Source organism: Verrucomicrobium sp. BvORR034, assembly GCF_000739635.1.
Classification (GTDB): Bacteria; Verrucomicrobiota; Verrucomicrobiia; order Verrucomicrobiales; family Verrucomicrobiaceae; genus Verrucomicrobium.
On record NZ_BATQ01000067.1, the window covers coordinates 98,017 to 121,414 of the forward strand.

The 23,398-nt window shown below is 61.8% G+C and carries 19 protein-coding genes; 4 read left to right on the top strand and 15 right to left on the bottom strand.

Going from position 1 to position 23,398, the window contains the following annotated elements; genetic code table 11:
- Positions 1–12 precede the first annotated feature (12 nt).
- Both BV034_RS12305 and BV034_RS12310 read left to right on the top strand, forming a co-directional pair.
- A complete protein-coding gene (locus BV034_RS12305; protein ID WP_050027307.1) occupies positions 13–1,230 on the top strand; it encodes a response regulator in 1,218 nt (405 codons plus the stop codon).
- Positions 1,227–1,709, top strand: coding sequence for a hypothetical protein (locus BV034_RS12310; protein WP_050027308.1), 483 nt, complete (start codon positions 1,227–1,229; stop codon positions 1,707–1,709). The genes BV034_RS12305 and BV034_RS12310 overlap by 4 nt, the downstream gene beginning before the upstream one ends.
- 20 nt (positions 1,710–1,729) lie before the next feature.
- Here BV034_RS12310 and BV034_RS12315 read toward each other — a convergent pair whose 3' ends face one another.
- The 13 genes from BV034_RS12315 to BV034_RS12375 form a co-directional block, all read right to left on the bottom strand.
- Positions 1,730–2,659: an ankyrin repeat domain-containing protein gene (locus tag BV034_RS12315; protein ID WP_050027309.1), complete on the bottom strand. Its 930-nt coding sequence runs from the start codon at positions 2,657–2,659 to the stop codon at positions 1,730–1,732.
- Between the two features lie 336 nt (positions 2,660–2,995).
- Entirely contained in the window at positions 2,996–3,580 is a 585-nt protein-coding gene (vccD, locus tag BV034_RS12320) for a Verru_Chthon cassette protein D (RefSeq protein WP_050027310.1), read from the bottom strand.
- A 47-nt stretch (positions 3,581–3,627) separates the two neighbouring features.
- Positions 3,628–4,710, bottom strand: a complete 1,083-nt coding sequence (vccC, locus tag BV034_RS12325; RefSeq protein WP_050027311.1) for a Verru_Chthon cassette protein C — start codon at positions 4,708–4,710, stop codon at positions 3,628–3,630.
- 14 nt (positions 4,711–4,724) lie between these two features.
- Positions 4,725–5,222: a Verru_Chthon cassette protein B gene (gene vccB, locus BV034_RS12330; protein WP_050027312.1), complete on the bottom strand. Its 498-nt coding sequence runs from the start codon at positions 5,220–5,222 to the stop codon at positions 4,725–4,727.
- A 54-nt stretch (positions 5,223–5,276) separates the two neighbouring features.
- The gene (gene vccA, locus BV034_RS12335; protein WP_265592918.1) at positions 5,277–9,422 is read right to left on the bottom strand and encodes a Verru_Chthon cassette protein A; all 4,146 of its coding nucleotides are present in this window, start codon (positions 9,420–9,422) and stop codon (positions 5,277–5,279) included.
- A gap of 248 nt (positions 9,423–9,670) precedes the next feature.
- A complete protein-coding gene (locus tag BV034_RS12340) occupies positions 9,671–13,195 on the bottom strand; it encodes an autotransporter-associated beta strand repeat-containing protein (protein ID WP_050027314.1) in 3,525 nt (1,174 codons plus the stop codon).
- A 48-nt stretch (positions 13,196–13,243) separates the two neighbouring features.
- The gene (locus BV034_RS12345; protein ID WP_050027315.1) at positions 13,244–14,875 is read right to left on the bottom strand and encodes a FecR domain-containing protein; all 1,632 of its coding nucleotides are present in this window, start codon (positions 14,873–14,875) and stop codon (positions 13,244–13,246) included.
- Entirely contained in the window at positions 14,872–15,405 is a 534-nt protein-coding gene (locus BV034_RS12350) for a sigma-70 family RNA polymerase sigma factor (protein WP_050027316.1), read from the bottom strand. Before BV034_RS12350 ends, BV034_RS12345 begins: the two co-directional genes overlap by 4 nt.
- Before the next feature lie 407 nt (positions 15,406–15,812).
- Positions 15,813–16,457, bottom strand: a complete 645-nt coding sequence (locus tag BV034_RS12355; protein ID WP_265592919.1) for a L,D-transpeptidase family protein — start codon at positions 16,455–16,457, stop codon at positions 15,813–15,815.
- Between the two features lie 18 nt (positions 16,458–16,475).
- Positions 16,476–16,964: a GNAT family N-acetyltransferase gene (locus BV034_RS12360; protein WP_050027317.1), complete on the bottom strand. Its 489-nt coding sequence runs from the start codon at positions 16,962–16,964 to the stop codon at positions 16,476–16,478.
- Positions 16,961–17,854 (bottom strand): alpha/beta fold hydrolase, encoded by an 894-nt coding sequence (locus tag BV034_RS12365; protein ID WP_050027318.1) that lies wholly within the window; start codon positions 17,852–17,854, stop codon positions 16,961–16,963. The genes BV034_RS12360 and BV034_RS12365 overlap by 4 nt, the downstream gene beginning before the upstream one ends.
- Before the next feature lie 36 nt (positions 17,855–17,890).
- Positions 17,891–18,565 carry a polyphenol oxidase family protein gene (locus tag BV034_RS12370; RefSeq protein WP_050027319.1) on the bottom strand — a complete coding sequence of 225 codons (675 nt, stop codon included), beginning with the start codon at positions 18,563–18,565 and terminating at the stop codon, positions 17,891–17,893.
- A 152-nt stretch (positions 18,566–18,717) separates the two neighbouring features.
- Entirely contained in the window at positions 18,718–19,734 is a 1,017-nt protein-coding gene (locus BV034_RS12375; RefSeq protein ID WP_050027320.1) for a glutamine synthetase beta-grasp domain-containing protein, read from the bottom strand.
- Positions 19,735–19,953: 219 nt separating this feature from the next.
- Between BV034_RS12375 and BV034_RS12380 the strand changes: the two genes are divergently transcribed.
- Together BV034_RS12380 and BV034_RS12385 are read left to right on the top strand one after the other, a co-directional pair.
- On the top strand, positions 19,954–20,370 hold the full coding sequence (locus BV034_RS12380; protein WP_050027321.1) for a serine/threonine protein phosphatase: 417 nt from the start codon (positions 19,954–19,956) through the stop codon (positions 20,368–20,370).
- A 47-nt stretch (positions 20,371–20,417) separates the two neighbouring features.
- Positions 20,418–21,206: a protein phosphatase 2C domain-containing protein gene (locus BV034_RS12385; RefSeq protein WP_265592920.1), complete on the top strand. Its 789-nt coding sequence runs from the start codon at positions 20,418–20,420 to the stop codon at positions 21,204–21,206.
- A gap of 120 nt (positions 21,207–21,326) precedes the next feature.
- On the opposite strand, the gene BV034_RS12390 is transcribed toward BV034_RS12385, so the two are convergent.
- A complete protein-coding gene (locus BV034_RS12390; RefSeq protein ID WP_050027323.1) occupies positions 21,327–21,869 on the bottom strand; it encodes a hypothetical protein in 543 nt (180 codons plus the stop codon).
- A gap of 138 nt (positions 21,870–22,007) precedes the next feature.
- Positions 22,008–23,384 carry a Gfo/Idh/MocA family oxidoreductase gene (locus BV034_RS12395; protein ID WP_063768761.1) on the bottom strand — a complete coding sequence of 459 codons (1,377 nt, stop codon included), beginning with the start codon at positions 23,382–23,384 and terminating at the stop codon, positions 22,008–22,010.
- Positions 23,385–23,398 lie beyond the last annotated feature (14 nt).

The following is a 23,398-nucleotide window of genomic DNA, read 5'->3' on the forward strand; positions in this document are numbered from 1 at the left end:
GAGCCTTCGCCTATGAAAAAGAACGAAAGACGACAATTGTTGTGGGTTGATGACCAGATTGCGCAGCTTTCGTCCTTTGTCAGGGCCCTGGATGAAAACGGGTTTCAGGTAACCACTGCAGACTGTACGGCGACGGCCGTGGCTCTGGCGCGGGAGACTGAGTTCGAGGCCTGCTTGGTAGACATCAACATGCCGCCGCCAGATGGGGTTGAGTGCCTGCGGCAGTTGCGTCAGATCTTGCCCAAAACCAGGCTAGCGGTCCTGTCGGGCTATCTTTACCTAGCGCGATACCAAGCGGAGCTGCGGTCGTTGGGCTTTGATGTGCAGCTGATGGACAAAGACTTTGACAACCCCAGCAGTTCGAAGTTTGACTCGGAGTTCCTTGCCCCGATCCGGCGGTTGATGGAGGAGGGGGTCACTACCACGATCAAAATCCAGGACGAGGTAGCTATTGAACTGCGGGGCAAGAACCCATTTGACATGCCGTTGTCAGAGTTCACCGAGCTGCCGTTGGTGGTAAAGGACCAGCTACGCGTGCAAGCGGGCAAAATTGCCCGGAAGACGCTCGACCGGGCATTTGCGGAAGGGAAGCTCTGGGTGCTGCTGTGCGGGGACCACCAAGTGGTGCGGGCCTATGGTAGCTCTCCGGAAGAGAACTGGGACGAGGAGAGCATGATGGACTTTGGGCGGATCCAGCAGCGGGTGCCGTTTGTGTTTTGGAATGATGTGGAAGTGGATGACGTGGATATGGCCTGGGCTCCCTGTGGAGACCAGAGTGGAAGGTCTTTCTACCCCACGGTGACGCTGGCCTTTGCGGGCGACAAGGAGGTGTCGGCCCATTTTGATACGGGGGCACCCATGACGTTTTTCAGCTATGAGGCGTTGTTGGCCCTCGAACTGATCAAACCCACGACTTTTTGGGCTCCAAAGCGTCGGCTGGGAGCGGACTCCGCGCACTACTGGGCTACGGCTCTCAAGCTTCAATGCCTGGTGCGCTGCCAAGGGAATGGAGGGACGGTGGGGGTAGAGATCCGCGGGCAGGCGGTCCGAAATTGGGAGGAGGGACCATTTGCGAGGTTCTGCAAGCCTACCTGCCCGCTGCGGTTGGAGACTGGAGGGGGGAGGATTCTCTGTCCGGGCCGGAAGGCTTTGGTCGGACGCAACTTGCTAATTGAAAACTCGCTGACAGTCGTTCTGGACGGTACTAAGCGACTAACCATGTTACAATGAAAGAACTGGACATTCTCTTTGGTTTGATCGGTCTCGCTGGTTACGAAGCGTTGCGCCTCTACAAGAGCTTTATTGCTAGGAGGGCGTTGATTCCCAAGCGGCAAATGAAGGTCTATCTCTTGATCGTGGGAGTGCTGGCGGTTTTTGCGGGGGCTTGCGCCTACGCGCTCGCAAACGGAAACTTGGCCAACGCCCTCTTCGTGGGCTTCTCTGTGCCGACCGGGATCAGGGCGTTATTATCTCCTGCGCCCGAGGCCGGGCGTGACAGGAGCGTGGAAGGTGGCAAAAAGTCTGCCAAAGCTCCCAAGACTGGCGCGGACAACAACGAGGTGGAGGTGGATGACTTCGATGTGGAGGACTCGGAAGATGAGCCGAATCGAGAAGCGGCAGGAAGTCTGGAGTCTGAGGCGATCAAGGAATCGCGTCGCCAAGAGTTGTCCAGCAATGCCAGGGGTGCGCTGAGAGAGTACTTTCAATAATCCAGGGCTTTCAGCTGTGCCTAAACTATGTACTCCCGCCACTTGTCGCGCAGGGTCAGGGCGGAACCCAGCCAGGCGGCGAAGGTGGGGCTGCCGGGAACCACCCAGTGGCCGCTCTGGTCCCAATAGTTCACGGGACTGCTGAGGTCGCCATCGCTTGGGACGACCCAGTAGCAGGCGTTGGAGGCCATGGCGATAGGATAGAGGCGTGCCTCCTGCAAGGTCGGTATGACGTGCTCCCAGTCGGTGGTGATTTCCTCCAATCCATCCAGCCTGAGGAACTGGGCGTACTCCCCATCAGGCGATTCTGGTGAAGGGCATGCGAATTCTACTCCGGCCAGCGGGAGCGAGGTCATGAGCTCCTCCCACCAGGTGGGAACCTGGAGCTGGGGCAGGGTGCGGGCCAGAATCCAGGGTTCGAGGACTTCACCTCGAGATCCGTCTTTTGCGACTGTCTCCAGGAGCAGCCGCAGGGGACCGGCCACCTCGGGTGGGGCGGTGGCCCACCAGTTGGAGGTGGCGATGGGGTCGGGCTGGGTATCCAGGCTGGCGAGCAGGGCCGCCACCTCGGTGGACTTGGTGTACAGGGCGCCGTCCAACGCGGTCTTGCGCCTGCGGTCACGGGCTTTGGGATCAGCGCCCGCCTCCAGAAGGACTTTCACGGCGGGCAGGCTTCCTTTGAAGGCGGCGTGCATCAAAGCGGTCTCACCGCGGCTGTTGGGGCGGTCCACTTCGGCACCCAGTGTCAACAGGGCCTTGATGGTTTCTGGCTGCCCTCTGCCTGCAGCATGTTCCAGCAGGGTGGCGCTGGCGCCGTAGTTGGCATCCACGAGGAACTCCTCGCCGGCATCTTGAAGGGCCTTTACAGATTCCAGGAATTTTTCCACCTTCCCTGTGCGGACGTAGAGTTCCAGGTCGTTTTTGATGCGGGCAATGGAATCGGAAGACATGGGGTGGGGGGAGTGTGGCAATTATAGATGTTCCATGTGCCAAAAATCAAGCAGTGGCTGTGAGGCTCTCTTTGGACATGCGGTTGAGTTTCTCGGGCAGGCGCCGCACACGGCGAGGCTGGATCCTGTCAACGAACCTTGGTGCCGAAGTGAGCCAGGCCGCCACAACTCCTTCGGAGTAGATTCCCGAACCTCATCTTCCAAACGTAGACTCGCTTGAAGCTCGTCCAACGTTGGGCTTGTGGCCTCATCCTCTTCGAGGAAGAGCTTCAACTGAGCATTTGCACTGCAAAGTTTACTGGGCCCTGCAGGTCTGGATCATCTCTTGCACACGCCCTAGTACAGTTGAACCGCTGCGGTGTGGGGATTGATCACCAGGACGCGGTGGTTCGCGGGAGGGGTGGATTCGTCTTTTATTTCCTCTTCCAGTGCCAGAGTCAAGCACCAGCGGTCGGTGGCGCCTTTGTCCAGATCCGTGGTGCCGGAGGCCTTCAGCGTGTAGTAGCCGTCGGGGATGGTGGTGGATTTGTGCTTGAGCAGGGAGGAGTGCACTTCGTTTTCCAGGATGACGACGCCGGGATCGAGGAAGATCGGTTCGCCCACGGGGCTGGGCAGGCCGGTGGTGGGCTCCACGGCATAGATCTGCACGCCCCGCAGGCGGTTGGCGGGACTGATGTCCAGTGTGCGGCGGAGCAGGCGGACTTCGAGACTGCGATTCTCCCGCACGGCCTGGAGGGTGGCGGCACCGTGTTCACCGGCGAGGCGGGTGGCGGAGGCGCTGAGCCTCTGGGACTGCAGGGACTGGTTGAGCCCGCCAATGGAGAGGCTCATGATCACACTGGCCACGGCGATCACCACGATCAGCTCCACGAGGGTGAATCCGCGGGCCGATGGACGGGGGGCGGGAGAGTGTGGGTTCATGGAAACAAAATGGCGTGGGAATTTGTGGGATCCATCTGCCGCAGCACCTACGGAGTGGTCGTGGGATTCTTCTGTTTCTCGGTATGCCACTTGGCGGCGCGGATGGAGACCGTGGTATTGAAGATGCGGTGTTGCAGGTTCATGGTGGTCAGGGTGGCCGAGAGCTCGGTCAGATCCTCCTCCAGCTTGGCAGGCCGGGTGAAGAGCTCGTTGTTGACGAGGTTCACCAGTTCTGTGGAGAGGGTTTCGTCGTGCTCCATCTTGAGCCAGGAGCTTTCATCCAGAGCCACGAGCACGATGCGGATGGCCGGAGGCAGCTGGTGACGGCGGGCCGCATCCACATCGGAAATGTTGCCGCTGGAGAGCTGACAGCTGCGCGTGTCATAGAGATAGTCATCCGGCTGGGTGGACTGTCCGGGGAAGGTGGGCCGGATGATGAGGGCCAGGATGTTTTCCGCGAGCGGTTCCGACCGCGTTTGCAAAGGGGTGCGGAACCAGGAGTAGAGACCCGAGGCGGTGGAGGCGGCATGCAAGGCCGGACGGGTGCCTGCGGTGGCGGTGCTGGGCAGCTTGAAGAGATCAAAGTTCTCCGAGGGCAGGCGGAACTCCATGAGCCGGAAGCGCTTTTTCTCAGGGTGGGTGGGGGAGGCTATCGTCATGAACCCGGGACGGGTGGGCAGGTCAGAATTGTACTCCACATAGTAGCCCCAGGCGTTGAGGGCCTGGTCCAGTCCGGCACCGGGTTGGGTGGCGGGGTCCAGATGATCCACCCCCAGAGGTGCCTGGAAGAACACGCTGTGACCGATGGTGGGATTGGCCATGGAAGTGAGCAAAGAGGAGGCGGGGCCGGAGACATAGTGCAGCTCGGACTGTCGCTGGTAGTAAGTGGGCTGGTTGGGGTCGTTGTAGTCCCAGTAGTTGTTCAGGGTGGCCTGGGCGAGCTGGCGGGAGATGCTCTCGAAGGCCTCACGTGCACTCCGGAAGGCCTCGGCCTGGGACTTGGTGCGCTGCCAGGTCTGCTGGGTGGTGCCCATGATCTGCACCATGAGCGTGAGCAGGATGGAGGTGATCGTCATGGAGACGAGCATCTCCAGCAGGGTGAAGGCGGGGGCGTGCAGGCGGCGGTTCATGGAAGCAACTTGGGTTAGGGGGTGTCATCCATCTGGGCGATCTGCGTGGCGTAGGTGTTGCAGCGTGGGGTGCCAAAGTCTGAGGGACTGGAGCCGGTGACGATATCGATGCGGAGGAGCCGCAGCCGGGGATTTGTGGCTGTGCTGCCCGGCAGGGGTGGGGCATCCTGCACCCGGCCCCTGGCCAGGTAGGTGACTTGAGCGCTCTCCAGGCTCTCCAGCTCACCTCCTTGATAGTCGAAGGCGTAAGTGCGGCTGGAGTAGCCGGAACTGGTGATCTCCTGCCAGGTGCTCATCTGGGCCTGCCCGGCAAGCGTCTGCAGGATCCGGGCATGGGCGGCTGTATTGGCCGACTGGCGCATGCCATCCAGACCTGCCGGAAGGAGGCCCAGGAGAGTCATGGCCACGGTGGCGGTCACAGCCACCGCGAGGGTGACTTCAACAAGTGAGAAGGCAGAGGAGCAGCGGACCCGGTACAGACGGGCTCGCACGTCGGGGAAGACAAGTTTCATGGGGAATGGCGGTGCTCAAATGAGGGTGGGGGTGCATGAAGTGGGAACAGAAAGTCACGGGGCGAACTGCTTGCGCTGGATGACGCGGAAGCGGTAGTGGTCGTCCAGGGCGGCGGAGGAGTTGCCGGGGTTGGTGATGAAGTTGGGCAGACCGGTGATGTTGGGATCGAGGTAGCGCTCCAGGATAGCGGAGCCGCGATAGTCGCTGGAGATCGTGTCCCGGGTCTCGTCCCACCGGCTGGCGCTGGTGGAGCGGGACTTGCGGAGTGCCTGCACGCGATAGTGCACCTGGAAGACATTTGACCGCGTGGTGAGGCGCGGGTAGAGCTGGTTGTACGGCGACTCACGCGTGTTGTCGCCGGTGAGCTCCATGCCATCCTTCTGGGTGTTCAGGGCGCCGTTCCACCAGTCTGTCATTTCCTCGTACTGTGGATTGCGTGAAGGCTTGCCGCCTGCAGCGGTGCTGTAGGTGCGGCCCGGGATCATCTGGGGCACGAGGAAGACCTCGCAGATCTCCGAGGCGGAGCGGAACACGTCCTTCTGGGTGTTGAACCGGTGGGTGAAGGCCTTGAGTGTCTCCGTCACATTCACGTCATAGCTGGTCTCGAACTTCATCCAGTGGCCGGAAGACTTGTAGCACTCCTCCACGCCATTGGTGATGTCGCGATAGTTGGTCCGGTCGCTGTTTCCCACCCACGCCAGGGAGGCGGGCATGGCTCGTACCCTCACGCTGCGCAGGGCCGCATGCAGCGCGGTGGCCCGTTGCAAGTAGGTGAAGGGCAGCATCTGGTGGTTCATGTTCACCTTGCCCGCGGTGGAGAAGGGCTCGCTGATGGCGTAGGGCTCCACGATGGGCATCCAGAAGGAGTCCAGAAGCAGGTGGTCCCGCGGCAGCGTGAAACCGAAGTGATCTGCTGCGACAGGCTGCTGAAGCGCCAGGGTGCTGCGGGAGTGGGGGTTGGGGCAGAACAGGAGCGTCTGCCAGGGGCGGGAGACGGGGGTGGTGGCATTCCCAAGCACACCACTGGGCAGCGAGCCAAAAGCCACGGCAGAGGCGATCTGCCGGTTGGGGGAGTAGGCCTTGCCGCTGTCCTCGGCGAATCCGCCACGCTCGAAGTACTTGTTGGCACTGCCATCGTAGCCGCCTTCATCCGGCTTGTTGATGTAAGCGCCGTCCTCCACCCGGCCGATGCCGTTGTCCCAGTCGCCCGGACGGTTCAAGGAATTGTAGGCCCCGTTGAGCTTGATGGGGCCCGCAGGCTGGCAGTCCTGCCAGTAGAAGACGTCCCTCAGCAGACCATAGGGCTTGGTGCTGGAGAGGTTGGGGGAGGAGCCGGTCCACTCCCAACCGGCCGTCTGCCAGGAGTGCTGGGCTCCATCGGCAATGCTGTCGAAGTAGCCCGGTGCGACGATGTTGGGGTGGCCGTAGTGGCCGGTATGGGTCTTGGAGGCGAGACGCAAGCTCTGGGCCTCGTACACGAAGCTGCCTTTGGTACCGTCGGCATCGTAGAAGTATTCTGGATGGGGCTTGAAGTGGTCGGCTGTCACCAACGCCTTGGCGGTGATGATGCGGTAGTCTCCGCCGCTGGGAGAGGTGGGGGAGGAATTGACGACGACGGAGCGAATGACGTCGCCGGGGCGGGTCACTTCTGACTGGAAGCTCCCCTGGTCGATGCGGCGCTGCAGCCCCATGAGCGGCGTATCCTTCCACTCACCGAGATAGAGTCGAGGGGTGCGCAACTTCACGGTGGGGAACCGCATCTTGATCGTCTGAAGAGGAGTGTCATTGGGGCCAGGTGCAGGACCATACCCGGAGTAGATCTTGATCGTGATCTCCTGGTTCGATCCGTCATCGCCGGGACTACCGGGAAAGGTGAAGGTGCCCTGGTTGGGGTCCACGGGGATTTCCCGGCCGATGAAGGGGTAGCAATTGCCCTCGTTGGGCGAGCCCACAAACTCGCGGGGCAGTTTGTCCATGATGATCGCCTGCAGTCCGGTGTAGGAGGTCATGTGGGCATTTTCATCGGTGCTCCCATTGGAGCGCTCCGTGCGAAGGGTGTTCAACGTGCCGATGTCGGCGAACATTGCGGTGGTGCCATTGACCTTCCAGGTCTCCAGCCCCTCGATCCGGTAGCGGATGTTGGCGCTGTAGGGAGGCATGCCCACCACCGGGGTGAAGGGCTGGATCATGAGGTAGGGCCGCATCTTGACGGTTCGGTCTGCCCACTTCTGCCCCGGGCCGTCTGGCGGCGTCCAGGTGGGGCCGCTGTCAGCGTAGAGATTGGTCACGCCTTCGAACTTGGCCTTGTTCACCTCGATGGTATCGAAGCTGTCGCGCAGGACGGTGTTGTTCTTGGCCTTGATCTCTGTGGGCATGAAGACGACGGCCACCTCCACGACGGTGGGCCAGCGGCCGAATGCCTTGAGCCCATCGGGTGGCACGGCTCCGCCATCTGGCAGGGTGCTTACCTTTGTCGGCAGGGCGGAGCATTCGCCCACCCAGCCGCCGGATGGTCTCACATAGGCCCGCGGGGGGACGTAGGCATAGCTCTTCGTGAAATCAATCGCCCCGCCAGCGCCGCGTTCCGCGTACCAGGAGTTCACCCCCCAACGTTGCAGGTCGAACATTTGCAGGAGGATCTGGTTGCGGTTCAGCTCGCCATACTTGGTGACAAAGGTGTCGGTGCCAAAGCCGGGCACGGGTTTGGCGGTGAGGGACTGAAGGTACGAGAAGAGCTGCTGGTTGTGTTGCAGGTTGAAGTCCGCATCCGGGCTTTGCGATGAGCCTGGGTTCGAATCGGAAACCCATTTCTGGGCGCGATACCAGGCGGCGGTCTGCCCGGATGAAGTGGCTGCGAAGGCTATGAGGCGGTCTTTGGGGTTGCGGGTGTTCGGGTCCGCAAAGAGGGGCCAGAGACAAATGCGAGGCCGGTTGAAGAGATTGGTCTCTGGTGCGCGGCTGTGCGCCGTGAGGAAGGCGCGGGCCATGCGGATTTCATTGCCATCCACGCGGCTGGCGGAGTCATTGGGCAGGCGCTGGCCGGAGCCGTTCAGGTTCGAGGCATAAAAGAACTCATCCACGGAGGCGAAGATGCGCTCCGCCTTCACGGGAAGCCCGGTGTCCACCGTGACGGCGGTGGTTCCCGCGCGGGAGCTCTGCCCCAAGTCGCCCCAGTTGGTACGGGGCAGCATTTCGTACAGGTTTTTGAAATAATCTGTGCTGGCATAGGTGGCCTCGCCCGTGCCGGCGGTGTAGGCGGAGCTCATCTGCTGGGTGAGGCGGGTGAAGGCGGGGTCGAAGCTCTTCATCACGGTGCTCAGACAGGTCATGGCGGGATGTCCGGGGAAGCGTTGGAATTCATTCTGGCCGGGCATGAACTTGGCCCAGTTCTGGTCCTGCCAGGAGGTGCCCACCGGCACGTCCCAGGGCACCCCTTCACTGGCGGTGTTGATGTTCACCTTGCAGGACTCGTCATCCGTCCAGAAGGCGATGCGGCCGGTGATGGGATTGGCGGTGGTGACCACGGATGAATCAAAGAGAGCCTCGCCATTCTGCTCGCCGCTGGGCACGACCAGCCGTCCGTCCTCGCACACATACATCCAGCGTACGGGCATGGGCAGCGGGTGCGAGGCGTCGGTGCCGGGGAGGGCTGAAAGGATGCGGGCACCGTCGATTCGTCCATCGCTGCTGCCGACAAGGTCAGCCACACCATCGGAGTTGGAGTCGAAGACACTCACGTCCATGATGGGGAATGTCTTCCTGAGGATGGTCTGCGTGCCGGAAGGAAGAGGGGTGACTACAGGTTCGTTGAGGTCTGTGAAGTGGGCCTTTTTGGTCTCCCATCCCGTCAGACCTGCCGCTTCCGTCGTGGAGTCAAAGGCAGCTCCGGCCACCATGGCATCCGAGGAGTAGAGCCGATAAGCCTGGATGAGGCTGGCGCGATTCGATGGGCCAGGTGCGGTGCCGAACACCCGGATCATGCCTGGCTGGGAGGTCCACGACTTGCCATCACCCAATCCGGAAGTTGCCTGCCGGATCTGGCCCATCACCACATTTACCGGTAGATCCGCCAGGGTGCGCACATCAGTGATGCGGGCGTACGATGATGAAGCGCGCGTTTCCGTGCGACTCATGGAGAGCACAGCAAGCACGAGCACCATGAGCAGCGCCAGCACGCAGAGCACGGAGATCAAGGCCATGCCTGACGAGGTTCTTTGCTGCGCCCGCATATTGCTACCAGTGGTAGTGATGGACTGCTCCAGGTTCATAAAAAATGAAACGCGGTGTGTACGATGTAATGACGAATCGAAACTCGATTCAAGACTTAAATCTCAAAAGTGTGCCGCTTGTGCTTCAGCCATCAGTGCATGAGGGGGTGGGCCGGCCGTGCCGGTCTCCACCCGCCCGATAGACCGGGGGATGAACGATGTGGGTATGATGAAATAATCTATCCGATCAGACGATGGCGGGGATCACGACGTCGCCGTTGCAAAGCGATGCTGCCAAGCGCAGCGAGCAAAAGGGTGCTGACAAGCGGCTCTGGCACGGTGGCAATGAGTACGATGTCATTACCACCATACAGGGAGTCGCTGCCGAAGTTCGCATCATAGAAGAGGGCGAAGTCCACGCCATCCACGGTCACCTTGTAGCCCAGGTGAAAAGGAGCCTCCTCTGCGGTGTAGAGAATGCCGGTCCAGTCCCAGACCTCGCTGTTGGCGAAGGTTCCGTTGATGGTCCACGTGCCGCCGTTGGTGCCGATCCAGTAGCGGGTGTTGTCTTCCCGGTCGTCGAAGGTGCCTTGAAACACACCCGAAAGGTTGACCTCTGAACCCAAGGTCAGCCCGCTGCCCGCGGCCATGCGGTCTGAGGCACCCACGCCGCCGCCGAGATGAGTGCCGAGCTGGACGAAGTAGCTGCTGCCCTGGGCGAAGTTGACCGTGTTGGTGAAGGTGATGGTGCCCATCCCGTAGCCATTGGTCTTGGCATCATTCCCCGGTGACAGGGTGCCATTGATGATGATCTGACCGGCGGCAGTGCCGGTGCCTCCGAGAGTGGCGCCGCTGGCCACCGTGACCTTGGAGTTGGCCAGCGCTCCGGTGAGCAACAGAGCTCCAGCATTCACGTTGGTATCGCCCGTGTAGCTGCTGGTGCCGCCCAGTTTCCAGATGCCGATGCCGGTCTTGTTCACCGTCGTGGTGCCGCCCGTCTCGGTGATGGCCATGTTAAAGGTGTTGTTTCCTTGGTTCGTGCCGGTGAAGGTGAGCTGACGGCTGCCGCCGTTTTCGAAGAAGTCTGGAGAACTGCCACGAGTGAAGGAGAGGGTGGCGTCGATGTTGGAGCCGGAGGCGTCGATGAACGCCCCGCCTGTGGTGCTCACCCGGATGGCGCGATCGGTGGTCTGGGCGGTGCTGCCCGTGTACTGCAAAGTGCCGCCACGGAAGATGAGGCCCACGTCGCTGGCGGCGTTGTCTGCCGCACGGTTGCCGATGCTGCTGTTTTCCCCAAGGTTGCCGATCTTGGCGATGTTCAGAATGCCCTGGGCCAGCACGGTGAACCCGCCGTAGGTGCTGTTCGTTCCGGTCAGGTACTGGGTGCCCGTTCCGGTTTTGATGAGGTCGTCCGCCTTGGTGGCACCCGAGCCGGTGATCACACCAGCAAAGGTGCCGTCACGATTGCCGCCGCCTAGGGTGAGGGCAAAGGTCTGAAGATCGACTTTGCCACCCGTGGACCCACCGCCGCCCAGAGCTCCGATGGTTTCGTTGGCGTCGAGGCGAAGGGTGGCGGTGGCTTCATCCGCCAGGTTGACGAGGCTGCTGTTGCCGATGCCAAAGCCCCGTGTGGCCAGGATGCCCTGATTGATGTTGGTGTCACCACTGTAGGTGCTCTCAGAGGAGGTGCCGCTTCCGTTGGTCAGGATCCAGGTGCCAATGCCGGTCTTGTTCAGTGTGGTCTTGCCGCTCGTGACATTCTGGTCGGTGAGCAGGAGGTTGAACGTGTTGTTTCCTTGATTGGTGCCGGTGAGGGTAAGCTGGCGGGCACCGGCGTTTTCGTACAGGTCGGCCGAGGAGACCGCGGTAAAGCTGAGAGTGGCCTCAGGAGTGGATCCCGAAGCATCGATGTAGGCTCCGCCCGTGGTGCTGATGCGGATACCGCGATTGGTGCTCTGGGCGGTGCTGCCAGTGTATTGCAAGATGCCACCCCGGAACAGGATGCCGATACGATCTGTGCCCGAGGGACCCTCTGTGGCGAGGCGGGCTCCCAGGCTGCCAGCCACTCCGTAGTCCGAGAGGGAGGCCACATTGAGAGTCCCGCCCTGAAGAATGGTGGTGCCGGTGTAGGTGTTGTTCGTGTTGGCGATGTACCAGGTGCCCGCACCCGTTTTCTGCAGGCTGGTCTTGTTCGTGTCCTGGTCCGTGAGTTGCAGGTGGAACTCGTTTTGGCCTGCGTTCGTGCCCGTCAGGGTGAAGGTGCGAGCGCCGGTGCCTTCGAAGAGGTCGGGGGAACTGGTGGCGGTGAACTTGACGGTCGCGCTGAGCGTGGAGCCGGAGGCGTCGATGGTGCCGCCAGCGGTGCCAATGCGCAGAGCGCGATTGGTGGACTGGGCTGTGGCCCCGACGTATTGCAAGATGCCACCGCGAAACACCAGGCCCACATCGCCTGCGGCATCTGCAGCGCGATTGCCCAGGCTGCTGGTGGCACCGTAGTCGGCGAGCTTTGCCACGCCCAGGATGCCAGCTTCAAGATAGGTGATGCCTGTGTAGCTGGAGCCGGTGTTGCCCAGATGGATCGTGCCTGCGCCCGATTTGATCACGCTACCGCTGCCGCTGATGGCGACACTGAGGGTCTCTGCCACTGCGGTGGTGTTCGTGTGTTGGAGATTCAGCGTGGCGTTGTTGACGATGGCGCTGGCCCAGTGGGTGATGGCCCGGGTGTTGTTGTAGTACACCGCCCCATTCGTGCGAATCACGAGCGTGCCGCCGCTGATGGTGGTGGTGCCGGTGTGAATGAGAGCACCTTCCAAAATCTGGGTGCCCGTACCTTTCTTTTCGAGTGAGAGGGCGCTGGTGGTCCCGCCATTGCGCACGATCCCGCCGTTAAAGTGGTAGGAATTCGATCCGGCCACATCAAGAATGAGCGTGGAAGGCCGGTTGGTGCCGGATTCCGTGGCCTGGACGAGCGTGGTGCTGCCGGTGGCCTGGAGGCCGCCAATGGTCTCGGTGCGGCCTTCCAGGATGAGCTTGGCGCCGTTGGCGAGGGTCACGATGGCTGTGTTGGCGATCTGCTCGTCATTGGCCAGGATGATGTTCGCTCCGTGGGCGGTGGCGGAGATGTTGCCTGCGATGGCGTTCACCCCCGCTGATTTGGCGAGGATGAGGGCTCCAGCAGAGAGGGTGGTGGTGCCGGTGTAAGTGTTGGCAGCTGTACCCGTGAACCGAAAGCCGGCAGTATAGTCGCCGGCGGCGCTGGAAAGATTCAGGTTGAAGTTCCCACTGATGGGACCGTTGACCACCAGTGCCCGCCCGGTGCCCACCGTCCAGGTCTGGTCGGCGTCGAGAGCGATGGCATGGTTCAAGGTAACGCTGTGGGACCCGGCTTCCACCACAATGCCGCTGGCACCGAGGGTGAGCACCTTGCTCCCGCCGTCATTGATGACAAAAGTGGAGGGCGTGGTGACCGCGGCGAAATTCAAGCCCAGCAGCGAGACATTCTCTGCCAGCGTGAGAGTGGTGGGGACGCCATTGCCGAACTGCCCGACATCTGCCGATGTGGGAGCGATGGGTGAACTGCTGCCATCCACCCAGTCGGTCGCAGTCTGGGTGATGTTCGCCGTACCGTTCTTGAGCACGGTGGCCGCAGGCAGCGCGAGCGCTGTGCCAAGCAAGACCACGAGACCTGCCGCCAGGGAGAGGGCGCGCGTGCGGAGGCGGGCTGTGAAGGAAGGGAAGCTGGCTGCGGAGATGGGGAGAGCCATGAGGGTGAGGAGCCAAAAGGAAGAGGTACCGCGGGGTGAGCGCGGCGGTTATTGGGACGAACTTGAAGCGGGGGCGGGAGTGCTGTCGTCCAGTCTGAAAACGGGGAGGTTCTGCCACTCGAGCTGGAAGCCGTCGCGGGATTCGGAAAAGGCCTTGATGTGAGCCCGGTCTTCCGTGCTCAGACGGCGGGTCACGAAGGGGGGCAGGATGGGGGAGCCGTCGCTCCGCACGTTGTAGGCTGTGCGGCGGTTCTCCACCATGAGGAGCCCGCCCATCTGGGTGCCCACCCGTTCCCCCACGACAATGTCAATCCGCGTCGGGCCGTTCAGAGCCACCCACTTGCCGGCATGGGCCTTGCCATTGAGCACCGCCTGGGTGCCAAAGGGCTGGCGCAATTCGCCATCGGGGTGTGGCTCGCCAGCGTTGATCATCTCATCACGTGAGCCGTCCAACACTGGTTGTCCGTTGATGTACACCGCCAGGGCGTCATCGAAGTAGCCGACAAAACGCCATTCCCCACTGGTGGGCGGCGTCACCACACCGCTGTAGTGGGCGACCCAGCCTGTGGGTTGCATGGATTGCTCCGCCCCCAGTGTCCAGGGGGCGAGATCAGCCTCCTCCACTGGCATGGCCAGGTAGGCGAAGCGCCGCTGGAGTGGCGGCACACGGAAATAACCTTGCACCTCCCCGGCCGGGAATCCCGCCGCGCCGAGTGCCTTCACCTTTTTGAAATAACGTCCGGAGTCAAAAGGGATGTCCTGCTTCTGCGGATCCTGCTTGAAGTCATAGACGACCCCTGGCAGGCCGGCTCCGTTGCCCAGATTGCAGAAGTCGCCATGAGCGGTGCGCGGGCTGGGCGTGTCGGGCGTGGCCGAGACGGGGACCTGCTGGTCCATGGTATTGCGCAGTTGCTGCACCGTCTCTGGCTGGGTGAAGAACTGGCGGCGACCGCCAGTTACGGCCCCTGGGGGCGAGCCATCGCCCGGCATGGTCAGGGCCTCGCCCTTGGTGAGGTTGCGATGACTGCCCTGACGTTTGGGGGTGACCACCACCGCTCCCAGGTACACCTGCACCTCCGCGGAACCGTCGGCATCCACGTCCACGCCGAACTCGGTGCCATAGTCGACGATCTTGCCCGCCGGAGTCACCACGGTGAAACCTTTGCCCTCGGGCGAGACCATGGCCAGGACCCGGCCGTGATCGAGCCGCAGTTCCTGCGCTGAAGTGAACCGGAAGGTGGCCGGACCTTCCACAATGACGCGGTTGCCCGTGGCGGTTTGGAAGCCCACGGCACCCGATTGGACGTGCTGCATCTTTCCTCGTACCTCAGTGGGGCCGCTCCATTCCGTTCCCTGTGAGGTGATGACGGTGGCAAAGGGCGCACGATCATCCTGGGTCATCCACCAACCCAATGCGGAGATCAGGACCAGGGCGGTGGCGATGGTGGTGCCAATCCAGGTCAGGCGCTTGTTCCTGACGGCGCGGGCCCGTCTTTCCTCGCGGGTGCCCGCTGCTGCCACGGCCAGGGCGGAGTCCAGGTTGAGCATCGCGGCGAAGTCCCGTCGTGCCGCGGGATCATGGCGCAGGCGCTCATTTAGCAGTCGGCGGTCATCAGCGTTTAGCTGGCCGGCGAGGTAGCGGCCCAGCAGGGCATCCCAGGGGTCGTTGGGCCGGTTCATGACCAGACCCTCCCCATGGGGCCACGTTGAATGCACTCCAGCAGGAGGCGTCGCACCCGGTGGAGCCATTGATAAAAGCCCGCCACCGTACGCCCGCTCTGCTGGGCGACGGTCTGAATGGAGACGCCCTCTTCATAGGCCAGCATGAGAAGATCCCGCTGACCAGCGTTCATCTTCGCCAGGCAGCCTTCCAGGGCCTGGCGCTGCAGGTGCAGGCGAGGCTCGTCCTGAACCGTTTCTTCGGCGAGCCGCTCCAGGACATCGTCGTCCAGCACGAGGCGGTCGCGGCCCTTGTCCCTGCGCCAGGAAAGCACCTCGTAGCGGGCGATGCCAAAGGCCCAAGCTCGGAAGTCGCCGTTCTCACGGAAAGTACCGAACTTTTCCCAGAGCACCACTGCGACCTCCTGCATCACGTCATCCGCATCGGCACGGGAGGGCACCAACCGCCGGACGTAAGCCCGGATGGCCATCTCGTGCGCGGTAAACACCCGCAGGAATCGGGTATGCCGCTCTGTTTCACCAGGTAACATGAGAAAGGGGATATGGAGTGATCTCCACCTGCGGACTTTTTTTAACGGTAAAAAACAAAAAAGTTTTGGGTGAGAGGGTGCGACCCACTGCGCTGGAGACGCCAGACATGAATGCCGGCGCAGGCTTGTCCGTGCCCACTGTGGTCAAGGATCGTGGGACGTTTGATGCGTGAGCGGGGCTGGGAACCCCCGCCTCCTGTACCCGGAAACAAGCTTCAAGGTGACAAGGCCGCAGAGTAAAGGAGGCGCGGTCTCCGGCCCCGCGGTCTGTGGGGGGGCGGAGCGGGAAGAGGATCGAGAGGCGCTTGATGCGTGAGCCGGTTGGCACAACCGGACTACGCCTGCTGAGTTTTTCAGGAGCCGTCTGGATACGTTAGACGGAGTTATGGCCGTCGAGGGAATCTGAACTACGGCACAATCGTCACCGGTGTGCCCATGGGAGTGGCTTCATAGAACTTCTCCGCCATTTTGCCGGGCAGGCGGATGCAGCCGTGGGAGGCGGCGTAGCCTGGGAGGTAGCCCTGGTGCATGCCGACGCCGCCGTAGATGCGCATGAAGTAGTTCATCTTGGCTCCTTCAAAGCGGGTGCCGGGCGGGCGGGGATGTTTGCGGTTGTCCACGTTTTGCACGATGACATTGCCGTCGTAGTCCTCGTAGTCGCCGTAGATGGAGGACTTGTGGTCGATGTCCTTTTCAATGATGCGATAGCGTCCGGGGCGGGTGGAGTAGCCCTCTCTACCGGACGAGATGGGGGAGCCGCCGGCAAGTTCATCCCCTTTGTAGAAATAGACCATCTGCTCGCCGAGATCGATGCGGATGGAGGGGGCGCCGGTCATGTCGTCGGCATCCCAGAAGGATCCGTCGCGACGCATCAGGGCCATCAGTTTGGCAGGCAGCTTGCGGACGTCCTGGAGCTTCTTCTTCCCGTACAAGAATGCCGACTGGGCCGGGGGGGAGGAGGAGCTGCCAGTGTATGTGCTACAGCCGGTGCCGTTCAGCAGCAGGGCGGCGGCGCTGCAGAGAATGAGGATGCGGAGGGAGGGGATTTTCATGACGGGAAAGTGGGCAACTCAGACGACCTTGGTCACATCGGAAGGGGACACGGGCGGGCCGAGAGTCTTGCGCAAAAAGTACTGCGTGTGCCCGGCTGGGAATCCCTCCAGCGAGCCGTAGATCACATAGCCAAGTTTCTCGTAGAGGGGGATGGCGCCAAAGTCGAAGGAATCGAGCCGGGCATGACGGCAACGTTCATTGAGGGCACAGGCTTCGGCCAGCTCCAGGAGCTCGCGGCCAAACCCATGCCCGCGGAAGGTTTCCTCGACCCACAGGAGGTCGATCTGCAGCCAGTCCCAGGCAATGGAGCCCAGAAGGCCACCCCGGATGATGCCTGCTCCATCGCGCATCACCAGATTGAGGGGACGGTAGTTCCGCGGCGGGGAGTGCCGTTCGCCCGAAATCGCCAGTTGGTTGAAGAGCTCCTGAACCTCCTCAGAGCCCAGTTCGGGCTCAATGCTGATCAATGCGGACGGCGCGGCGCTGGGCGGGGAGGTGGGATTCATGGAGCGGTGGACTGCGGCAGGCTGGCGGATAGGAAGCTTGCCACCCGCGATTCATACTCGGAAGTGGCGAAGCGGTGCAAGTTTACATGCGCAGCTCCGGGAATTTCCCAGAACTCCTTGGGACCGGGGGCCCGGTCGTAGATGGCGCGGCCTTCTCCGATCTTTGCATGCTGGTCTCTGGCCCCATGGATGACCAGCAGCGGGCAGGGGACCCGCTGGGCGGCGGCCACGGGGTTCAGTTCTTCCAAGTTCAGGCCCAGCAGCCACTCTGCCTGGAGGGTGAGCAACGGATGCAACGGACGGGCCCAGGTGCCGAAGCGCATCTCCAGCCGGTTGGCCACGGCAGTGGGGACATCAGCAAAGACTGCCTCCACCACGATGGCCTGGGGAGGATGCTCATAGCGGGCCAGCAGAGCGGCGACTCCGCCCAAGGAACTGCCGATGACGGCGACGGGAGTGGAGGGGAACTCCTGCTGCAGCCAGGCGACTGCGGCAGCGGCATTGCGAGATTCCAGGTGCCCCATGGTGATGTGATCTCCCGCACTCTCGCCATGCGCCTGGAGGTCGATGCACAGGGTGTGGTAGCCCAACTTGGAAAGGAAACGAGCCCTGCCGACCATGCTCTGCCGGTCAGACCGGATACCGTGCATGAGCAGTACGGAACCGCGTGCCGCAGTGGTGTCTGGGGCGCGAAGCATCCAACCTGCTACGGAGGCGTTGCCCTCTCCCGGGATCGTAACGTTTTTCGCCGGATAGCTGGCAGGTGGCGGGCCGATCTTCGCCGGAGCAGGCGCGGCCAAGTCTCTGCCGATCCAGAGCAGGAATCCTGCTGCTGCGAGCGAGGCGAAGATGAAGGCCCCGGCGATGCGGAGAAGCCAACGACGGGACATAGAGTGGGGAGAAGAGAAGCTAATGAGCCCGCTGCGCTAGGCGGTGCGCCCCAGCAAGGCGAGCATCCGGCCCGTTTTGCCCTTCTCCACCCGATAGCTGTAATAGAGAGCGGGGTCCGAGGAGGTGCAGACGCCATCATCGTGCACGTTCTCTGGACGGACGCCGGCGGCGATGGCCTGTTGGCGAATGTCCGCGGCGAAGTCCACCTCATACACGGGTGGCCGGATGCAGGGCGATAGTTGCACGATGACGTCCTCAGGCCGCGTGCCGAACTCGCGCTGCATGGTGGCGATGGCTTCGCCGGTGATGTTGAGCTCCGTGCCTTTGCGCCCGGAATGGACAAGGCCAAAGGCACCCGAGACTGGATCGGCAAAATAGACCGCTCCGCAGTCGGCCACATAGATGCCCAGAATGATGCCGGGCGTGTTGCAGACCAGTCCATCTGTATTCGGCACGGCTTCAGGACTGGCGGCGGAGACGACTGCCACCTGATTGCCATGGACTTGATTGGCGGTGGCAAACTTGGCCACAGGGAATCCGAGCTCTGCCACGACTTCGTGGTGCCAACTGGTCAGCCGGCGGAGCGCCTCCTCGCGATCCACAGTCACTTCGATCTCCGGATGGCGCAGGGTGAAGGCGTTCCGAAATTGGGGCAAGGCGCTCAGTGCGGGGAAAGTGGCCCAGGACGAGGGTGGGGCGGGGGATTCCATGGTAGGAGGAAGATGGCGAAGATTCGGAGGGGCGGCCAAGTGAATTTTCGAAACTCTGGAGTATGCGCGTGGTGGCTCCCGTGCATCCACAAAAAAGCGGCGTCACCCCGCAAAGGGAGACGCCGCTGAAGGAGAGCTGGGTAGCGATCCGATTAAGGAGTCGGCACCGTGGAGACCGTCTTCAGAATGCGGGAAGCAATCTGGTAGGGGTCGCCCTGGGAGTTCGGACGGCGGTCTTCAAGGTAGCCCTTGTAGCCGCTGTTGATGAAGCTGTGCGGGATGCGGATGGACGCGCCGCGGTCAGCCAGACCGTAGGTGAACTTGTCGATGGACTGCGTTTCATGCAGGCCGGTGAGGCGGAGGTGGTTGTCCGGACCGTACACGGCGATATGCTCGTCCATGTGCTTCTGGAAAGCAGCCATGAGGCCTTCAAAGTAGTCCTTGCCGCCCACGGAGCGCATGTACTCGGTGGAGAAGTTGGCGTGCATGCCGGAGCCGTTCCAGTCACCCTTGATCGGCTTGCAGTGATACTCAACGTCCACGCAATACTTCTCACAGAGGCGGTTCAGGATGTAGCGGGCCACCCAAACGTCGTCAGCGGCTTTCTTGGAGCCCTTGCCGAAGATCTGGAACTCCCACTGGCCCTTGGCCACTTCGGCATTGATGCCTTCGTGGTTGATGCCGGCGTCAAGGCAGAGGTCGAGGTGCTCTTCCACGATCTGGCGGGCCACATCGCCCACGTTCTTGAAGCCCACGCCCGTGTAGTACGGACCCTGGGGGGCGGGGAAGCCTTCCTCAGGGAACCCGAGAGGACGGCCGTCCTGATAGAGGAAATATTCCTGCTCAAAGCCGAACCAGGTGCCGGCGTCGTCGAGAATGGTGGCGCGGTGGTTGGTCGGGTGGGGAGTGACGCCATCGGGAAGCATGACTTCGCACATCACCAGCACGCCGTTCTTGCGGGTCGTGTCAGGATACACGGCGACGGGCTTGAGCACGCAGTCAGAGCTCTTGCCTTCGGCCTGCTGGGTGGAGCTGCCGTCGAAACCCCAGTTTGGAAGCTCTTCAAGTTTTGGAAAGCTGGCGTATTCTTTGATCTGAGTCTTGCCGCGGAGATTCGGCACGGGCGTGTAACCGTCGAGCCAGATGTATTCCAGTTTGTACTTGGCCATGGATTTTATACTTGTGGTGTTAGGGTTGGTTGTGCCTTGAGGGCAAATTCCCGCAGGAATTCCAATGACGGCTCCCGTGGATATCGCCCTTCGATGAAGCATATCCCGTGCCATGTGCAATCAAAAATAGATGCAAAAGGCACCTTTTCGGTCACCGATGAAGACATCTTCACAACTGCGTCTTGCGACCGCCATGCCAAAGTGGAATGGTGAGCGCCAATGCACGAAGTCAAAGACACCGCCAGGGCTAGCGTTCGCATCGGGTATGACGGGCGGGTTCACAAGGTATTTCGCGGGCACCTTGCGAAAGAGAGGTTCGAGAATGAGGTGAGGGTGCTGAGGTATCTCGAAGAGCGCGGGTGCGACTTTGTGCCTCGTGTGCTGGAGGCTGAGGCCGAGGGGCTGAGGCTGGTAACGACCAACTGCGGGGCGCGTGTGGAGCACATGTCGGAAGGTCGGATGAAGGAGGTCTTCGCGGAGCTGGAGCAGTACGGCGTGCGCCATGAAGATGCCTTCCTGCGCAACATCACCTACCGGGCTTCTGATGGACGTTTTTGTGTGATTGACTTTGAGTTCGCCACCTTGCTAGATGAGGAACCCTCAGCCTCTGCTTCTGCGCTTCCTCAGTCTTCATGATAGAACCTGCTTCTGAATCGACCCCTCTCCGCCTTCGATGGTCTGGCATGACGCACCGTGGCCGGGTGCGCGTGAACAACGAGGACACCTTTCTGGCTCTCACCTTCGATGCCCACGAGGTGCGCTACCTCGGGAAGATCGGAGAATCCACGCTGGCGGAGTCTGACTTCATCTTTGCCGTGAGTGATGGCATGGGGGGCGCCAAGTCAGGCGAGTTCGCGAGCCGGATTGCGGCGGAGAAGATCACCCGTTTGCTCCCCCGGAGCTTCAAGTTTTCTGCGCAGCGGTTGGTGCCGGGCTTTGCCGATATTCTCTCGCTCCTGTTCGACAACATCCACACGGAACTCACTCGCATGGGCCGGGTGTACGATGAATGCGCAGGCATGGGGGCCACCCTGAGTCTGGGCTGGTTCACACCAGGGTGGATGTACTTTGGCCATCTGGGGGACAGCCGGATCTATTACTTCCCCAAGGACGGCGAGATGACGCAGGTCACCCATGACCACTCCCACGTGGGGTGGCTCCGTCGCACTGGCAAGATCAATGAGCGGGAGGCGCGGACGCATCCCCGCCGGAATGTGCTGCAGCAGGCGCTGGGGGCGGGGCATCAACTGCTCGATCCTCACGTGGGCGCGGTAAGCTGCCAGGCCGGGGACCGCTTCTTGTTCTGCACAGATGGGCTCATGGACGGGCTGTGGGATCGTGCGATCAAAGACCTCGTGATGGCTCCTTCGCCCGCTCAAAAGGAACTGCCTGTGGCGCAACTCCTGGTGGAGACTGCGCTGGCGGAGTCAGGGAAGGACAACATCACGGCGCTGGTCGTGGAGATGTTGTAGCCAGGGGCCCTTCGGGCCCGAAACATCATTTCAAACAGGCCCTCATCCTCCCGGCCCTCATTGCACGGCGCATCCATCGCTTTTGAGGAGCGCGCAGACCTTGAAGAAGACTCTGTCCCTTCAATGGTGAAGGGTGAGTGATGGGGCGTGGTTGCCGCCTTCGCTCATGGCGGCCACGGCGCTGGGGTGGAAGGGGCCGAGATGGAGCTTCTGCATGTGGCTCTTCAGCTCCGACTCGTTGGCCGGGATGTAGAGGAGATGGTCGGATCGCATGAACTCGCGCCAGTAGCGATGGCGCTCACTGAGCTCAGCATCCTCGTCGCCCTCCATCGCATCGGTGGGGTATTCCTCTGTCAGAAAGATGGGATGGATGGGCTTGTTGAACTTGGCGGCCAGATTTCCCTCCAGGGCGTGCAGGTAGATCTGCTCCCGCGAAGGGGGGAGCCCCTTGAGAAATGGGGTAGTCCGATAGCCGATGATCTGTATGACCATGTCCGCTGCCTGGATCTGTCGCTTCACCTCTTCCGCCTCTCCGCCATCGGGATCTATCGCAGGCTGCAGCACCCTACATCCCCGCTTGGCCAGCAACTCCGCCACTTGACGGCGGGTGCTGTCCAGATCCCGCGTAGGCGCGGAGAGATAGATGACCGGAGAGGAGGTCATGCCAAAATAAGCCTAAAATGTTATTCGTCGCCTGACAAGTATAAGTTTTGCTTATTCGTGTCTCAATTGTTCGGTTTCTATCATCAACGAGATGACTACGGGCTGATTCCCTGCGAGGTTGCCTAAGAAAGCGGAAATCTAAGCGGGGAGCTTCCAGGGGGTGCGATACTCACGGCCAAGAAGTTTCGCAGCGGCGGGGTCATTCAGGAGCTGTTCAGCGGCAAAATCCCACTTCAGGGTGCGGTTTTCCATCAGGGCGATGAGGGCGAGGTGCCCGGGGATCGCGCTGTGGTGAGCGGTGGTGACCGGGGTGATGGTGGGCTGGCGTGACTTCACGCAGTCCAGGAAGTTCCGGTGATGGCCGGGGGAGCGGTAGAGGGGGGACTTGATAATGTCATCTCCCAGCTTGGGGGCCACGTAGGCGTCCACCACCTTGCCGTCCTTGTCGCGTTTCTGGATCTTCCGGCGCAGGTCGTCCTTGGAGGCATCGTACCCGCTCCGGTCCACCCATACCCAGCCATCTGTTCCGATCCATTTGGTGCCGCTGCGAATGTCTGGATGACCCCCGGCAATGGTCATGGTGATGCCGTCGGCGTACTTCGCCTCGGCGCGGTACTTGGTGGCGGTGTTCCAGACGGCATCCCTGGGCGGGAAGTCAGCACCCAGCGGGATCACCTCGCTTGGGCCGGTGTTGTCGCAATCCATGCCCCAGTGGGCGATGTCGCAGTGGTGGCCAATCCAGTCCAGCAACTGGCCGCCGCCGATGTTGTAGTTCCACCGCCAGTTCTTGTGAACCCGGGCCTCGATATAGGGCTCCATCTGGGCGGGACCGATCCACATTTCATAGTCCAGGTCTGCGGGGGGCGGGGTGATCTGGGTTTTGTCCCCAGTCTTGGCGAAGTCGTTGTGTCCAGAGGGCAATCCCACCTCCACGCTCGTGATCTTGCCGATCAGGCCGTTGCGGACCACCTCGGCCGCAATGCGGAATTCGTCGCGAGAACGCTGCCAGGAGCCGGTCTGCCAGATGCGGTTGTTGGCCTGCACGGCTTTTACAATGGCCTGCTGCTCGTGAATGGTCCGGGCGAGGGGCTTTTCACCGTAGATGTCCTTGCCGTTCTTCGCGGCTTCGATGGCGGTGAGGGCGTGCCAGTGGTCGGGGACGGCCAGCATCACGGTGTCGATGTCCTTGCGGGCCATCACTTCCCGGTAGTCATGGTAGGTTTTGCAGTCCTGGTTCTTGTAGGTTTCGTTGATGGTTTTCAGCGCTGCATCCAGACGGCCTTTGTCGAGGTCACACGCGGCCACGATCTGGCAGTCGGTTTCGTTGAGGAAGCTCTTGGCGTTGCTCGGCCCCATCATGCCCCAGCCGATGACCGCCATGGTGATGCGGTTGGACGGTGCGTTCTGCCCAAAGACGCTGGAGGGGACGATCGTGGGGAAACCAAAGGTGGCGGCTGCGGCGGCGCCGGACTGGAGAAACCGGCGACGTGAGGTGGTGGTGGACGGTGTGTTCATGAAGGCCATCACGC

Excerpts from the sequence above, each read along its gene's own strand:
- BV034_RS12310 (WP_050027308.1), top strand. The coding sequence starts at position 1,227 with ATGAAAGAACTGGACATTCTCTTTGGTTTGATCGGTCTCGCTGGTTAC.
- BV034_RS12355 (WP_265592919.1), bottom strand. The coding sequence starts at position 16,457 with ATGAAAATCCCCTCCCTCCGCATCCTCATTCTCTGCAGCGCCGCCGCC.
- BV034_RS12340 (WP_050027314.1), bottom strand. The coding sequence starts at position 13,195 with ATGGCTCTCCCCATCTCCGCAGCCAGCTTCCCTTCCTTCACAGCCCGC.
- BV034_RS12380 (WP_050027321.1), top strand. The coding sequence starts at position 19,954 with ATGCACGAAGTCAAAGACACCGCCAGGGCTAGCGTTCGCATCGGGTAT.
- BV034_RS12390 (WP_050027323.1), bottom strand. The coding sequence starts at position 21,869 with ATGACCTCCTCTCCGGTCATCTATCTCTCCGCGCCTACGCGGGATCTG.
- BV034_RS12360 (WP_050027317.1), bottom strand. The coding sequence starts at position 16,964 with ATGAATCCCACCTCCCCGCCCAGCGCCGCGCCGTCCGCATTGATCAGC.
- vccD (WP_050027310.1), bottom strand. The coding sequence starts at position 3,580 with ATGAACCCACACTCTCCCGCCCCCCGTCCATCGGCCCGCGGATTCACC.
- vccC (WP_050027311.1), bottom strand. The coding sequence starts at position 4,710 with ATGAACCGCCGCCTGCACGCCCCCGCCTTCACCCTGCTGGAGATGCTC.
- BV034_RS12305 (WP_050027307.1), top strand. The coding sequence starts at position 13 with ATGAAAAAGAACGAAAGACGACAATTGTTGTGGGTTGATGACCAGATT.
- BV034_RS12365 (WP_050027318.1), bottom strand. The coding sequence starts at position 17,854 with ATGTCCCGTCGTTGGCTTCTCCGCATCGCCGGGGCCTTCATCTTCGCC.
- vccB (WP_050027312.1), bottom strand. The coding sequence starts at position 5,222 with ATGAAACTTGTCTTCCCCGACGTGCGAGCCCGTCTGTACCGGGTCCGC.
- vccA (WP_265592918.1), bottom strand. The coding sequence starts at position 9,422 with ATGGCCTTGATCTCCGTGCTCTGCGTGCTGGCGCTGCTCATGGTGCTC.
- BV034_RS12385 (WP_265592920.1), top strand. The coding sequence starts at position 20,418 with ATGACGCACCGTGGCCGGGTGCGCGTGAACAACGAGGACACCTTTCTG.
- BV034_RS12375 (WP_050027320.1), bottom strand. The coding sequence starts at position 19,734 with ATGGCCAAGTACAAACTGGAATACATCTGGCTCGACGGTTACACGCCC.
- BV034_RS12315 (WP_050027309.1), bottom strand. The coding sequence starts at position 2,659 with ATGTCTTCCGATTCCATTGCCCGCATCAAAAACGACCTGGAACTCTAC.
- BV034_RS12350 (WP_050027316.1), bottom strand. The coding sequence starts at position 15,405 with ATGTTACCTGGTGAAACAGAGCGGCATACCCGATTCCTGCGGGTGTTT.
- BV034_RS12345 (WP_050027315.1), bottom strand. The coding sequence starts at position 14,875 with ATGAACCGGCCCAACGACCCCTGGGATGCCCTGCTGGGCCGCTACCTC.
- BV034_RS12370 (WP_050027319.1), bottom strand. The coding sequence starts at position 18,565 with ATGGAATCCCCCGCCCCACCCTCGTCCTGGGCCACTTTCCCCGCACTG.
- BV034_RS12395 (WP_063768761.1), bottom strand. The coding sequence starts at position 23,384 with ATGAACACACCGTCCACCACCACCTCACGTCGCCGGTTTCTCCAGTCC.